The organism is Streptomyces bungoensis (assembly GCF_001514215.1).
Taxonomy (GTDB): domain Bacteria; phylum Actinomycetota; class Actinomycetes; order Streptomycetales; family Streptomycetaceae; genus Streptomyces; species Streptomyces bungoensis.
Window position 1 is genome coordinate 29,558 of record NZ_KQ948864.1, and the last position, 13,037, is coordinate 42,594.

9 protein-coding genes and 5 pseudogenes are annotated in these 13,037 nt (G+C 70.0%); 8 read left to right on the top strand and 6 right to left on the bottom strand.

Going from position 1 to position 13,037, the window contains the following annotated elements; genetic code table 11:
• Window positions 1-183: 183 nt before the first annotated feature.
• Window positions 184-669, top strand: a complete 486-nt coding sequence (locus AQJ66_RS24820; RefSeq protein ID WP_079060409.1) for a PAS domain-containing protein — start codon at window positions 184-186, stop codon at window positions 667-669.
• Window positions 670-755: 86 nt separating this feature from the next.
• Here the strand turns inward: AQJ66_RS24820 and AQJ66_RS37680 are convergent.
• Window positions 756-902: pseudogene (locus AQJ66_RS37680) on the bottom strand (superoxide dismutase); the annotation flags it as partial.
• A 635-nt stretch (window positions 903-1,537) separates the two neighbouring features.
• Here AQJ66_RS37680 and AQJ66_RS24825 point away from each other — a divergent pair.
• The gene (locus tag AQJ66_RS24825) at window positions 1,538-2,254 is read left to right on the top strand and encodes a TetR-like C-terminal domain-containing protein (protein WP_061926430.1); all 717 of its coding nucleotides are present in this window, start codon (window positions 1,538-1,540) and stop codon (window positions 2,252-2,254) included.
• Window positions 2,255-2,345: 91 nt separating this feature from the next.
• Here the strand turns inward: AQJ66_RS24825 and AQJ66_RS24830 are convergent.
• The 3 genes and pseudogenes from AQJ66_RS24830 to AQJ66_RS24840 form a co-directional block, all read right to left on the bottom strand.
• Window positions 2,346-3,125, bottom strand: a pseudogene (locus tag AQJ66_RS24830) (transposase).
• A gap of 189 nt (window positions 3,126-3,314) precedes the next feature.
• Window positions 3,315-3,905, bottom strand: a complete 591-nt coding sequence (locus AQJ66_RS40290; protein ID WP_079060410.1) for a VOC family protein — start codon at window positions 3,903-3,905, stop codon at window positions 3,315-3,317.
• Window positions 3,905-4,796, bottom strand: a pseudogene (locus tag AQJ66_RS24840) (ketopantoate reductase family protein). Before AQJ66_RS24840 ends, AQJ66_RS40290 begins: the two are co-directional and overlap by 1 nt.
• A gap of 630 nt (window positions 4,797-5,426) precedes the next feature.
• Here AQJ66_RS24840 and AQJ66_RS24845 point away from each other — a divergent pair.
• Window positions 5,427-5,957, top strand: a complete 531-nt coding sequence (locus tag AQJ66_RS24845; RefSeq protein ID WP_061926432.1) for an SRPBCC family protein — start codon at window positions 5,427-5,429, stop codon at window positions 5,955-5,957.
• Between the two features lie 643 nt (window positions 5,958-6,600).
• Here the strand turns inward: AQJ66_RS24845 and AQJ66_RS24850 are convergent.
• Entirely contained in the window at window positions 6,601-7,392 is a 792-nt protein-coding gene (locus AQJ66_RS24850) for a TetR/AcrR family transcriptional regulator (RefSeq protein WP_061926434.1), read from the bottom strand.
• Window positions 7,393-7,613: 221 nt separating this feature from the next.
• Here AQJ66_RS24850 and AQJ66_RS24855 point away from each other — a divergent pair, with 221 nt between their 5' ends.
• The 5 genes and pseudogenes from AQJ66_RS24855 (at window position 7,614) to AQJ66_RS39515 (ending at window position 12,123) form a co-directional block, all read left to right on the top strand.
• Window positions 7,614-9,326, top strand: a complete 1,713-nt coding sequence (locus AQJ66_RS24855; protein WP_061926436.1) for an MFS transporter — start codon at window positions 7,614-7,616, stop codon at window positions 9,324-9,326.
• A 237-nt stretch (window positions 9,327-9,563) separates the two neighbouring features.
• Window positions 9,564-10,676, top strand: coding sequence for an aminotransferase class V-fold PLP-dependent enzyme (locus AQJ66_RS24860; protein ID WP_061926438.1), 1,113 nt, complete (start codon window positions 9,564-9,566; stop codon window positions 10,674-10,676).
• Window positions 10,677-10,716: 40 nt separating this feature from the next.
• A pseudogene (locus AQJ66_RS38470) lies at window positions 10,717-10,869 on the top strand (M24 family metallopeptidase); the annotation flags it as partial.
• A 155-nt stretch (window positions 10,870-11,024) separates the two neighbouring features.
• A complete protein-coding gene (locus AQJ66_RS24865) occupies window positions 11,025-11,732 on the top strand; it encodes a GntR family transcriptional regulator (RefSeq protein ID WP_061926440.1) in 708 nt (235 codons plus the stop codon).
• A gap of 46 nt (window positions 11,733-11,778) precedes the next feature.
• Window positions 11,779-12,123, top strand: a complete 345-nt coding sequence (locus tag AQJ66_RS39515) for a hypothetical protein (protein WP_167359185.1) — start codon at window positions 11,779-11,781, stop codon at window positions 12,121-12,123.
• On the opposite strand, the pseudogene AQJ66_RS37695 reads toward AQJ66_RS39515, so the two are convergent.
• Window positions 12,086-12,735 (bottom strand): annotated as a pseudogene (locus AQJ66_RS37695) (transposase). The gene AQJ66_RS39515 and the pseudogene AQJ66_RS37695 sit on opposite strands and share 38 nt — an antisense overlap.
• Window positions 12,736-13,037 lie beyond the last annotated feature (302 nt).

The window sequence follows — 13,037 nt, forward strand, 5'->3', positions numbered from 1 at the left end:
GGGGGGGGGGGGGGGGGGGGCGGCGGGCGAGCTTTGAGGGCGGAGGGTGGTGCGGTGCGCGGCAGCGGACGGTGTGGGCGGGCGACGGCGAGGCGCGCTGACGCCGGTACCATTCCCGGGCCGAGTGAAGACTCGATGACGCCGGTAGAACGCATTGACACCCTGCGTCCTTGTTCTGCGTCCATGGCTATCGACTGCGCGGCAGTCTTCCAAGCGCTGCCCGGTGCGGTCGCTCTGATGACTCCCGACCTGGTGTTCGCCGACGCCAACCTCGCGTGGCTGCACCAGGCCGGACGCAGCCGCGACCAGGTGGTGGGCCGCTACCTCTTCGACGCCTTCCCCGGCAGCCCGCGGGACCCGGCAGCCTCCGGCGCCCGCCACCTGGAGGCACCCCTGCGCGCGGTCCTGGCCAACCGCGAGATCGACACTATGGATCTGCAGCGCTACGACGTGGAATCCGCGCAGCGCCCCGGCCAGTGGGAGGAACGCTACTGGAGCTCGGTCAACGCGCCCGTCTTCGCGCCCGACGGCCACATCGCCCTGGTGATCCACCGCGTCGAGGAAGTCACCGAACTTCTGCGCGCCGCCAGCCGGCCGGACGGCTCCGGCGACGCACGCACCCGCGAAACGCCCGGCTGCCCTGAGCCGATCCGGTTTCCCGGCCCGTAGGGTGCTGGCGACCGCCGCCGGGGCGGTCGCCGCCGTCCGGGGCGAGGCTCTGCCGGAAGATCGAGTGATCCGCTCCTTCTCGCGGCCTCGGCGACCTGCTCGAGGGTGTCGTTGGCGCCCTTGACGTAGGCGGCGTGGTGCTCGGCATGGTGCAGTTCCAGGATCTGCCCGGTGATGGCCGGCTCCAGTGCGGCGTAGTCGTAGGGCAGGTCGGGAAGCGCGTAGGTGCCCATCAGACACGTCCCCTTCCGGGTGAGTGATCGTCCCGGGACACCCTCCGCCTTCATTGCATATTCCTTGCAACAACAACGACAGTGATGCATCACCATGATCTTTGGCGGGGTCGGCCGTAGGGGGCCGTGCCGGCTGATGATCCGGCCGACGGTCGCCGGGAGATCCCGAACACAGCGGTGCGAACAGGTGCATGGTGAGGTCAGGAATGCTCTAACCGGGCCCGGACCTGCCGGTAGGAGGCGTTGTGCCGCTCCTTTCAGTCCGGGAGCCGTTCCTGTCCGGCCTGGCGCCGGTGGGATGAGGACCCTGGTGCCCTGGTCGCGTTGCCACAGGCGTCCTTCACGCCGGAGTCGGCGAAGGCGGCCAGTGCATATGCGAGTCCTGCGTGACGTGAATCCGCCGGGTCAGGACGGAGCGGTGCCCTTCGCGGGGCTCGCCCGGCTCTTCCGCCGTGATCTGTAGGGCCTGGCGACCAGGCCCGACAAACTGATCAGCCTTCAAAGAGACACGTTTTAGACGCCGTTCCGCGCCAACGGGGCCTGGTTCGAGCCCCTTGGCCAGAACTAGCCGCATTCAAGCCGTATTACCCGCCATGTAATCGACGCGATGCAGGACCTCTGACAGGGTCGGGATCATGACGACTTCCGAAGCTCATGACCCCCGCCAGGACAGCCCCGAGGCGGCCGTCTCCCGGCTCAGGGCCGAGGCGGGCGGCCGCCTCGCGGCCCGGCACCGCGTCGACCTGGACCCGGCCGAGCTGGCCCGCGCGGCCGGCGTCGACCCGGCCCTGATCGAGGAGCGATTCCCGGACCGGGACGCCCTGTTGACCGACCTGGTGCTGGCCGCCTACAACGCGATGGGCGACAGCGCGGAGCGGGCCGCGGCCGAGGCGGAGAAGGCCGGGGCCGAGCTGCTGGGCCGCTGGGTCGCGTGCTGCGAGGGCGTCCGCACGTGGGCGCTCGCCCACCCCGAGGAGTACGTGCTGATCTGGGGCCGCCCGGTGCCCGGTTACGACGCCCCGCCGGAGACGATGGCCGCGGGCGCCCGCACGGTCCTGGTCCTGCTCGGCCTGGTCCGCGAGGCGTTGGCGGCCGGCGAACTCGCCCTGGACCACGTGCCCGCGCCCGAGCTGTCCGAGGGCATGGCCCGCACGATCGAGCCGCTGGCCCAGGGCATGCTGAGCGGCCTGCCCACCCCGGTCATCACCCGTATGCTGATCGTCTGGACCCAGCTGCACGGCATGGTCGGCTTCGAGGTCAACGGCCATATCGCGGGTGTCGCCGCCGACCCGGCCGCCTTCTTCACCCACGCGGCCACCGCCATGGGCCAGTACATCGGCCTGCCCCACTGATCCCGTGATCCCGTGATCCCTAAAGGCTGTCTCGTAACTGCATCAGGGGTGGTTGAGTGAGGCCGGTGCTGGGTCACGGGCTTGGGGCTCGTTACTGGCTGAGAGTCAGGTTGCGCATGCGGGCGATATCGCTGGCGCCCAGTAGACGCCGTCACGGCGACGGCGGCAGTCTCGGAGGATCTTCCAGTTCTTCATGCGGGCGAAGGCGTACTCGACGCGGGCACGTACTCGGGCGATGGGAGGCGTTGTGGTCGTCTTTCCAGCCCTCGAGCCGGTCCTGGCCGGCCTTGCGGCGATGCGGGATGCGGGCACCGGTGCCCTGATAGCCGCCGTCGGCGAGGACGGTCGCTTTGCCGCAGGCAGCGTCGATGCCGGACTCGCGGAAGGCTGTGCAGTCGTTGCGATTTCCCGGCAGTGGACGGCCCAAGGCCAGCACCCGGCGAGTGTCGGCGTGCACGAGGACCTGCAGGTGCGCCGAGTACCGTTAGTTCGTGGAGGAAGCAGCCACGTTGCGGTCGCGGGTCGGCACGAGCGTGCCGTCGACGATGACGACCTCGTCCGACTTCGGCTTGCGGCGAGCCCGCGCCAGGGCGAGCAGCGGGCTGTGTCGGTCGATGATCCGGACGACCGCTGCCGGAGAAATCCCGAACAGGGGCGCCAGCTGCCGCATCGTGAGGTTGGTGCGGTAGTACATCGCCACCAGCAGGACCCGGTCCTGCAGATCCAGTGCCCACGGCCGCCCCGGCCGGGACGGTGCAAGGGCGCGTCCGCCTTTGATCCGTACCGCCAGCATCAGGCGGCGGAACTGGGCCGGACGCAGCCCGGTGGACACCTCGATGAACACAGTCCGTTGAGCGGAGAGCACCTGCACGACCAGCTCGACGCCAACCAACTCACCGATACTGCAGGCCGAGGGCTACCTGGTCACCCGTCGGCTCGGCCACCCGAGTCGCCGCCTGCGCACCCGCCGCCCCCGCATGGGACGCTCCTCGTTGCGCGGCTCTCGGCCGGAGGCCGGGGGCCGGGGGCCGGGGGCAACAGCTTCGCTCAGGGGGCCTGGTCAGGTATATGTGGAGATTTCGATCAGGTTGCCGTCCGGATCGCGCAGGTAGGTGCTGAGGATCGGGCCGAGGGCGCCGGTGCGCGGTACTGGGCCTTCCTCCACGGGTACCCCGCAGGCGGCCAGATGAGCCAGCACCCGCTCCTGCGGGGGCTCGGTGACCAGGCAGAGGTCGGCGCTGCCGGGGGTGGGCCGGGCGGCGTGGGGGACGAGTTCGCGGCCTGCCCGGTGGAGGTTGATCTTGCTGCTGCCGAGGCTCAGCGCGCGACGCCCGTCCCCGAAGGTGACGGGCCGCATGCCGAGGACCCGCTGGGAAGGCGGTGGTCCGCTCGACGCGCGATCGCCGATCAGTTCGGCGAGCACCCCGCGCTCGGTGGTGCCCAGGAGCGACCCGTCGAATCCGTCCGTTCCGTAGGCGGCGCGGCACAGCCCCGCGAGCTGGGCGTCGGGGTCGGCGCCCCAGGCGGAGAGCAGGTGGGCGACGCGGTGCAGATGTTCCAGGAGAGTTCCACCCGGATGGGCCGTCCGGTCGGCGCCGCGGGCGGACAGGAACTCCTCGGCCCGGGGCCATCGTGACGCGGGCCGCCCCATCAGGCCACCCGCTTTGCGGACTGTGCCACCTCGGCGACCAGTCGGGCGGTGGCCGGGAGGGCGATGCCGTGGGCGGCTCCGGCACGTAGGACGGCTGCGCCGATGGCGTCGAGTTCGAGCGGACGGCCGGCCTCGGCGTCGCGCTGCATCGAGGACCTCATCGTCCCAGGGACGCTGTCGAGGTAGGAGAGCAGCCCTTCGGCGGTCATCGGCGCGCCGGCGGCGCGGGCTACGGCCGCGATCTCGTCGAGGACGGTGAGCAGCTCGGGCCGGTGCCGATCACGGACGGCACCGACGTCGGCCTGGTGGCGGCTGGTCAGCAGGGCGAACGGGGCGAGGAAGGCCAGCTTGTCCCAGAGCATCGCGCTCTCGTCCTCGCGTACGGTCACGCCCAGACCGGCCTGTCGCAGCAGTTCCGCGAAGTCGTCCTCGCGGGGGCGAGTTCGAGGTCGGCGAACGGGCTGGTGTGGGCGATGCGGCCGGGCGCCGTGCGGGTGGCCTCGACCCGGATGGTGCCCGCGACGACCCGGGCAGAGGGGAAGCGCTCGCGGAGCACGGCGAGATGGTCGAGGCCGTTGAGCAGCGGGACCACGACCGCCGTGCCGAGCCCCTCGGCCGGGATGCGGTCGAGCGCCTCGGCGAGCGTGGTCTGCTTGACCGTCACGAAGACGGCGTCTACCGGCTCGCGCAACTCGTGTCGGACTCCACCGCCGCGGTGAAGTCCCCGTAACGGTTGCTGTCGACGCGCAGCCCGTCCTGGCGCAGCACGACGACGGTCTGTTCCCCCGCCAGGCAGACGACGCGGTGTCCGGCACGGGCGAGCAGCGCGCCGACCAGGCCGCCGACGCCGCCTGGGCCGAGAACCGCCACGGTCGTCCTGGTTGTGCTCATGTGTGCTCCTGTCCGGGAACCGATGAGTCGAGAGGCCGGGCGGCCGGGCCGGGAAGCCGGTCGGTCCGTGGCGGGGCAAGACGATCGCTCCCGCTGCCACCGTCGACCGACCGGCCGACGCACCAAGGAGCGCTCCGGTGGGACTCCTCCGGCCCCCGCCCCCTCCACCGGTCCGTGAACTTTTTCTGCCGGGCATCACCAAGATCCGCCTGCTCGTGGCCGCGCACCTGAAGGCACGCCAGGCGTTGCCCGTGGCAGCCGCAGGACAATGGCCGCCCACCGCTCGCGGCAGCCAATGCCGACGGCTGGCGCCCCGGGCTCGCTCAGGTATGTTCCAAAAGGCGCACCGGTGACGCTGTGATCACACGATGGGGCTTGCCAGGAGGCAACACCCTGACGGGCGCCTGCCACACTTGATCAATGCCTGCAAGTGCGACTTTGAGATGCCGAGCGCGTCGCGGCCTGCGGCATGCTGATCGTGACCGGCCATCGCGAGTCTCGTCGAGCGTAGGGCACCGCTTCTCCGTGACGGCTACCTGTTCATGAGGCAGAGGCCAGGGGGAACTCAAGCCCGTTGCGAAAGTGGATCAAAGCCGTGAATGATTCCGGAGTCTGACATTGGGGAGCGACATGCGATTTGCCGACGGCCCGAGCGTGCACTGCGAAGTTCATGTCGAGGCAGGCGTGCCGCGGGTCTGGGGGCTGGTGACCGACATTCGTCTGCCTGCCCTGCTCAGCCCGGAGCTGCAGCGCGTCGCTTGGCTCGACGGCGCGGACGGGCCTCTGGTAGGCGCGTGCTTCGAGGGCTACAACTCTCACCAGCAACTCGGTGAGTGGCGAACCGTCTCCCATGTGGTCGAGCTGGACGAACAGCGGGTGTTCGCCTGGGTCGTCACGGATGCGGACGGTCGATACGGAGAACCGACGTCGGATCCGGCGAATTCCATGGCGTCCTGGTGCTATGAACTCGAGGCCGAGGGCGACGGGACCCGGTTGCGGCAGTCGGCTCTCATGGGGCCGGGCCGCAGCGGAGTCACGTTGGCCGTCGAGCGCCGGCCGGACCGGGAGGAGGAGATCGTCACCTTCCGGATGAAGGAACTGCGCGCCGGAATGAAGGCCACCCTTCGCGGCATCAAGGCGCTTGCTGAGGGCCGCAGCTGAGGTCCTGTTACGGGGTGCCACGGCCATACGTCAGCGCGGGCCACCGCGGCACGCGCCCACTGCCGCCGCTGTACGGTTCACCAGGCTTCGGGCAGGTGTTCGTCGCCGACCACGGCGGCCAGGGCGCGGCGACCGTGAGGCGGAGGCGGAGCGGCTGCGTCGGGAAGTAGCGAGGGGGTCGGTGGGGGCGCGGCGTCGGGCTCGATGGGCGTCATCGGATGCTGCTCGGTGACGGTCACGTACACGTAGGCGTCGGGGTCGGGCCGGTGGTCGGTGCCCGCCCATTACAGCGGCTCAGTGCGGGTTGCGGGCTACGTCGACGGCGACCTCCATCACGACGTTCGGGCTACACCTACGTCGACGTCCCACAGATCACCGGCAGCACCCGCGGCCCGCTGGTCACGCAGAAGACAATCCCGCCGGTCCGTCACCGTCACCGTCGGCAACAGCGTCATGAGGCGGTCCGGCTCACGGACGAGGACCCTGCCGAGTAGGCGACGAAGCGGTCACCGGGTCAGCGCGTGCTCAGGCATGTTGGCAGCCCAGTCGTCACCGCCTGCCATGTGCTCACCTCCCTCACTCGGCAGTCCGCCGGGTGTCCAGCGACCTGCGGGTGTCACGCCGGCGGCGGCTGGGCGGATCGTCAGTCGTCCGGGACGGGGCGGTCCGGCTGGTCCGGCAGGTAGCTCGCCAGGCCACGCAGGATGATCTGCAGGCCGATGTCGAACCTCTCGTCGGAAGAGTCCGTCACCATGAGTCCGGACAGGGCGCGCAGGTGGGGGAAGTTCGCCTCGGGCAGGGACGCGAAGTAGTTCTGCATCTCGCCGGCCATCTCACGCCAGTCGGGGCGGGCCAGCGAGGAGGCGTCACCGCCCTGCTGGGCGGCGCGGTCCTGCCACATGCCCTCCTCCAGCACGAAGCCGTCGATGTACGTGGAGATGAGGCCACCGGCCTCCGCCGCGATGCGGTCGGGCAGGCCCGCGGTGCGGAATATGGCGAGCAACCCCTCCACGTGCGGGAGCAGTTCGGCGGTGAAGGGGACGTGGGCCATGGAGATCCTGGCCATGTCGCGATGGGACAGCAGACGCTGCCTCCCGGCCCGCGCGAAGTCCAGCAACTGCTCCTGCCACCGCTCCGGATCGGCTTCGGGCACCTCGAAGCCGTCGAAGAGACGTGTGTACATCAACTCCAGGAGATCGTCCTTGGAGTGGACGTGGGCGTAGAGGGCGGAGACGGTCACGCCCAGTTCGGCGGCCACCTGACGCATCGACAGCCCGTCGAGTCCCTGCCGGTCCAGTACGGCGAAGGCCGCCTCGACGACGCGCTCCCGGGAGAGCGGCGTGCGCGCGGGAGCCGCGTGCGTACGAGCGGGACGCTCGCGTTCCCACGGAGACGGCGGTGGGGTTGCTGGGCTGTCGGCGGCCGCGTCTGTCATGGGGCCAGTCTAGGAGCACGGGAGAACAGTGTTCTGCGCCGGTGAGCGACGTTCACACGCACTCACCCCGGCCGCCCAGGACGCGATATATCTTGTGCGGTCGGCCCGAGTTGCGCTATATCTTGATGAACAGCGTTCACTGGATGAGCACTGTTCTGTTACGGTGAACACCGTTCACCTCCGAGTTCTTCCGTTCATGCACCTCTCTGCGAGGAGTTCCGATGTCCACCACCGGCGTCGCGTCCACGGAGACGCCCACCAACTCGCCCACGCCCTACCGCTGGCGCTGGGTTGCGCTCTTCGTGATCCTCGCGGCCGAGGTGATGGACCTCCTCGACGCCGTCGTCACAAACATCGCCGGCCCCTCCATGCGGGCCGATCTCGGCGGCGGGGCCTCCACCCTGCAGTGGCTCGCCGCCGCGTACACGCTGTCGATGGCCGTCGGCCTCGTCACCGGAGGCCGGCTCGGCGACATTCACGGACGCCGCAGGCTGTTTCTGGTGGGCGCCGTCGGCTTCACCGTGGGCTCGCTGCTGTGCGCGGTGTCCGTCTCGCCCGGGATGCTGATAGGCGCGCGCGTCGTACAGGGCTTGTTCGGCGCGGTGATGCTCCCGCAGGGCCTCGGCATGATCAAGGAGATGTTCCCGCCGAGGGAGTCGCAGAAGGCCTTCGGGATGTTCGGTCCGGTCATGGGCCTGTCCGCGGTGTGCGGGCCGATCCTGGCGGGCTGGCTCGTGGACGCCGACTACTTCGGCACCGGCTGGCGGATGATATTTCTGATCAACCTGCCGCTGGGCGCCGTGGCCTTCCTCGGTGCGCTGCGTTATTTGCCCAGGGGTCGAGCCGAGAGCAAGCCGCGCCTCGACATCCCCGGCATGCTCCTGGTCTCGCTGGCCGCGCTGCTCATCATCTTCCCGCTGGTCCAAGGCCGTGAATACGACTGGCCCGTGTGGGCGTTCGTGATGATGGGCGCCTCCGTCGTCGTCTCCGCGGTCTTCGCCCGGTACGAGTCGCGCCGCAGCAGCGCCGGTCTGGACCCGCTGGTCGTCCCGAGCCTCTTCCGCAAGCGCGGGTTCAGCGGCGGCATGATCCTCGGACTGGTCTTCTTCTCGACCATGCAGGGCTTCATGCTGGTCTTCAACCTCTACACCCAGATCGGCCTCGGCTATTCGCCGCTCAAGGCGGGTCTGGTCATGGTGCCCTGGTCGGGGGGCATGATCGTCGGGTTCGGTATCGCCCAGGGTGTCGCCCGGTTCGGACGTGCCGTCCTTCAGGCGGGCACCGTGGTCATGGCGGCCGGCGTGTTCGGGGTGTGGCGGACCCTCGAAACTGTGGGAAGCGGCGTCGGCCCCTGGCAGCTGCTGCCGTCGCTGCTCGTCACCGGCATCGGCATGGGTCTGCTCATGGCACCGTTCTTCGACATCGTGCTGGCCAGCGTCGAGCAGCACGAGACCGGTTCGGCATCCGGCACGATGACCGCCATGCAGCAGCTCGGGGGCGCCTTCGGCGTGGCCATCCTCGGCACCGTGTTCTTCGGCCTGCTGGGCGGCGGGATCGCCACCGCCGTCGACCACCGCGCGGACGGTCTGCGCGGGCAGCTGGCCGCCGCCCACGTCGCGCCCGCCGCGCAGGATCGCGTCGTGGCGGACTTGCGCAAGTGCGCCTCGGACCGCGCCGTCACCAAGGACCCCGCCGCCACCCCGGCCTCCTGCGCGCGCCTGGAGAAGGACACGCGGGCCGCGATGACCTCCCCCGAGGCCGGTGCCCGGATACCCGCAGCCCTGAAGGCCACCGCGTCCTCGGCCTTCGAAGGCGGCTTCGGCTCGGCCATGAAGACGGTGCTGTGGGTCGTTGACGGCATGCTCGCCCTGACTTTCCTCCTCTCCTTCCTCCTGCCGCGCCAGGCCCGCCCCGAAGAATCCGGCGCACACTGACACCGGCGCGGGCCGCAGGCAGCAGGCCGAACCGGCGAACGGACCGGCCGGGTCCCCCCCTTCAGCGGGGTGCCCGGTCGTCCCGTTCTCGACGACCAACGCGTACCGTGCGTGCATGCGGGTGGGGACATCGAACACGCCACGCTTCCCGCCCGGCGCTACCGGCACACCCGCCGGCCCGCTGCCCACCCCGCACGTCGCCCACCCACCGTCCACCGTGGCGAAAGGACCAGCCCCGTGCTCACGCCGTACGCAGCCCACTTCGACACGCCCGCCGGGTACCTCGACTTCGCACGGTTCGGCCCGCCGTCGCGTGACGTCGTGACCGCCACCACGCGCGCCATGGAGGAGTCCGCACGCGCCGACCACACCACCGTGGACGGCCTGATGCGCGCGGATGGCGTCGCCCGGGACACGGCCGCGCGGCTCGCGGGCGCCGACGCCGAGCACACCGTGCTGCTGCCCAACGCGTCCACCGGCCTGTTCCACGCCGCTCTCGGCGTCCGGGAGGGTGTGGTCCTCGCCCCGCGCACCGACTTCCCGGCCAACCACTACCCGTGGCGCCGCACCGCGGAGCTGGGCCGGGCCACGCCGCGCTGGATCGACCCGGCGCCCGGAGGCGGGGTGACCGCCGACCTCGTGCGCTCCGCGCTGACCGACGATGTGGTCGCCGTGTCCGTCAGCGCGGTCGACTTCCGCACCGGTTTCCGTGTCGACCTTGCGGCACTGCGCGAGGCGATCGGCCCCCACCGCCTGCTGATCGTCGACGCCATCCAGGCGTTCGGCGTGGCCGAGATGGCGTGGGACGCGGCCGACGTCGTGGTCGCGGGCGGCCAGAAGTGGCTGCGCGCGGGCTGGGCCACCGGCTTCGCGACGCTGTCCGGCCGCGCGCTGGAGGCCCTGGAGCCGGTCCTCACCGGCTGGACGGGGGTCGAGGGCGCCGGTGTCTTCGACGGGGCGGAACACTCGCCCGCCCCGGACGCGCGACGCTGGTCGATCACCCATCTCAGCCCGGTGACGGCCGCCGCGTTCGCGGCGGCACTGGGCCTGGTCGAGCGGTACGGCGTCGCCGCGATCGAGGACGCGATCGCTACGCGCGTCGCCGAACTCACCGACGTCGTCGAGCGCTTCGGCGGTCGCGTCCTCTCCCCCGCCGACCCGGCCCGGCGCGCGGGCGTGCTCTCCTTCGCCATGCCGGAGCACGATCCCGCGCTCGTCGCGAAGGCGCTGCACGCGGAGGGCGTCACCCCGACCGTGCGCGGCGACTCACTCAGGCTCTCCCCGCACGCCTCGACCCCGCCGGAGGCGTCGGAGCGGCTGGCCGCGGCGCTGTCGTCGCTGACAGCCTGAAGCAAGCGGGCTGTGGCCGAGCGCGCTCGTTCGCGCACGCCCGGTGCGGGACGGAGATCTGCTCCTACTGGACGCAGGCGTCGAATTCGACTCCTTCTACACAGGGGCCGTCACCAGGACACTGTCAGTAAGCAGGCATTTCACCGAGGTCCAGCGCCGCGTCTACGACCTGGCGCTCGCCTGCCACGCGGCGCCGGAGTCAGCACGCAGCCGATTCACTCTGTGTAGTCCTCGAATACGGCCGGCGGCCACCTTTCACGGGCCCGTCAGGCTACCCGCGCCGGTTCGCAAAGCAACGTGACATTGTATAGTGGGAGGTCATTGGGCTGGATCAGCGGAGGAGCGGAGATGCCTCATCTCGAATCACGGGCGATCCCCGTCCAGACCCATCTGCGCGACCAGGTGGCCAATGCTCTCCGGGCGGCTCTGATAGCGGGCGAGCTTCGTCCTGGGGTCATCTACTCCGCCCCCACCCTGGCGACGGAACTCGGTGTTTCCGCCACACCAGTGCGCGAGGCCATGCTGGACCTGGCCAGAGAAGGCCTGGTGGAAGCGGTGCGCAATAAGGGCTTCCGCATCACGGAGATGACCGAGCAGGAGCTCGACGAGTTCACCGACATCCGAGCACTGATCGAGGTTCCCACGGTGGGTCGCGTGGCCGAGACGGCGAGCGTCGAGCAGTTGGAGACGCTTCGCCCGCTCGCAGAGCAGATCGTCATGGCGGCCCAGGAGCACGATGTCATCAGGTATCTCGAAGCCGATCATCGGTTCCATCTGGAACTGCTGGCCCTGGCCGGCAACCATCACCTCGTAGAGGTGGTGGCCGACCTGCGCAAACGATCGCGCCTGTTCGGGCTGGCCAGCCTCAATGAGACAGGTCGCCTGATCGCTTCGGCCCAGGAGCACGTCGAGCTACTCGACCTGATGGCGGCCGGCCGGGTCCAGGAGGCTGAGGACTGCATGCGTCAGCATCTCGCCCATGTGCGCACCCTGTGGGCGGACGGCCGGGCAGAGGCCGGAAGGCGCGAACCTGCCCTTCGGCTCGGTGGCCGCTAGCTAGTCTAGACCGTGTCCGGCGGATCATGAGGTCACAGGTCTGACCGTGACTAACCTCCAGGTCCGAGGCGAGAACGGCACGATCGAGGCCCGCGCAAAGCACGGTGTGGTCTGGGGTCCGGAGCTGGCTGTTCTTGATCAGTCAGTGTTTCCAATGCTGGGACACCTGCTGCCGTACGCGGACACCGTTTTCAACCACCGGCTGGTGTCAACCCTGTTGGAGGAGGTACCGCGGCTGCCTGCAGGCGTGCTGACTGATGAGTTCGCCCGCGACTTGATCGAGCTGGGCCAGATGGTTCTCGACGGACAGGCCTGTACCTGTGGTTCCTCAAGGCCTGAGACTGCAGGCCGGCTCAGCCCCGGAGCCATAGCCGGACAGCCGCGGTGGTGACGGTGCCGTGGAAGACATAGGCCCTCTTGTCGTAGCGGGTGGCGACGGCCCGGAGTTCTTGAGCCGGTTGATCGTCCGCTCGACCTCGTTGCGGTGTTTGTAGATCTCGCTGTCGAAGCGGGTGGGCCGGCCGCCCCCACTGGATGCCTCGTCGCCGCCCAAGTGGTCCGGCCTGGTACGGGGGCGACCGCCCTGGGGGGCGGGAAACGCGGATGCGTTCGAGAACCTCGATCATCTGCGGCGCGTCGCCCCAGTGGCCGGGCGTGATCAGGAAGGCCATCGGCCGGCAGCCGCCTTCACCCGGGAGGTGAATCTTGCAGGTCACCGGCCCGCGAGGTCGGCGTCGGCCTGGACGGCACACAGGATCCGCCTCCACGTGCCGTCCGCCGACCAACGCCGGTGCCGTTGATGAACAGTCTTCCAGCTGCCGAAACGCTCGGGAAGGTCCCGCCACGGTATGCCCGTCCGGACCCGGAACAAGATCCCGTTGATCACTCTGCGGTGGTCGTTCCACCGCCCCCCACGCGGCCCCGAGGCCGGCAAGTGCGGCTCCAGCCGGACCCACTCGGCATTCGTCAGATCACCCCGCCCATGCCAGACGCAACGAGCCAGCAATCTGACAGTCACATGATTTACCGGACATGGCCGGTCAAGTCACGGCTCGCGTACACCACTTGGCAACTTCGAATTGCGCCAGACGACTTCCCCAGCACATGTCACCTGTGCAATGGTACATGTCACAGGTCGTGGCCATGCCAATCGTGGCGCTGGTCGTGGTGCTCCCTTCGCATCGACGGCGCGGCCCTCCCCTCCACGGCCCTCCTCCACCCCATCGGCCACGCCCCGCGTGGCCCGCCCCTCATGGGAGGCGTAGTGAGAAGGTCACTGGTCGGACGAAGTCTGGGCGGCGCGGC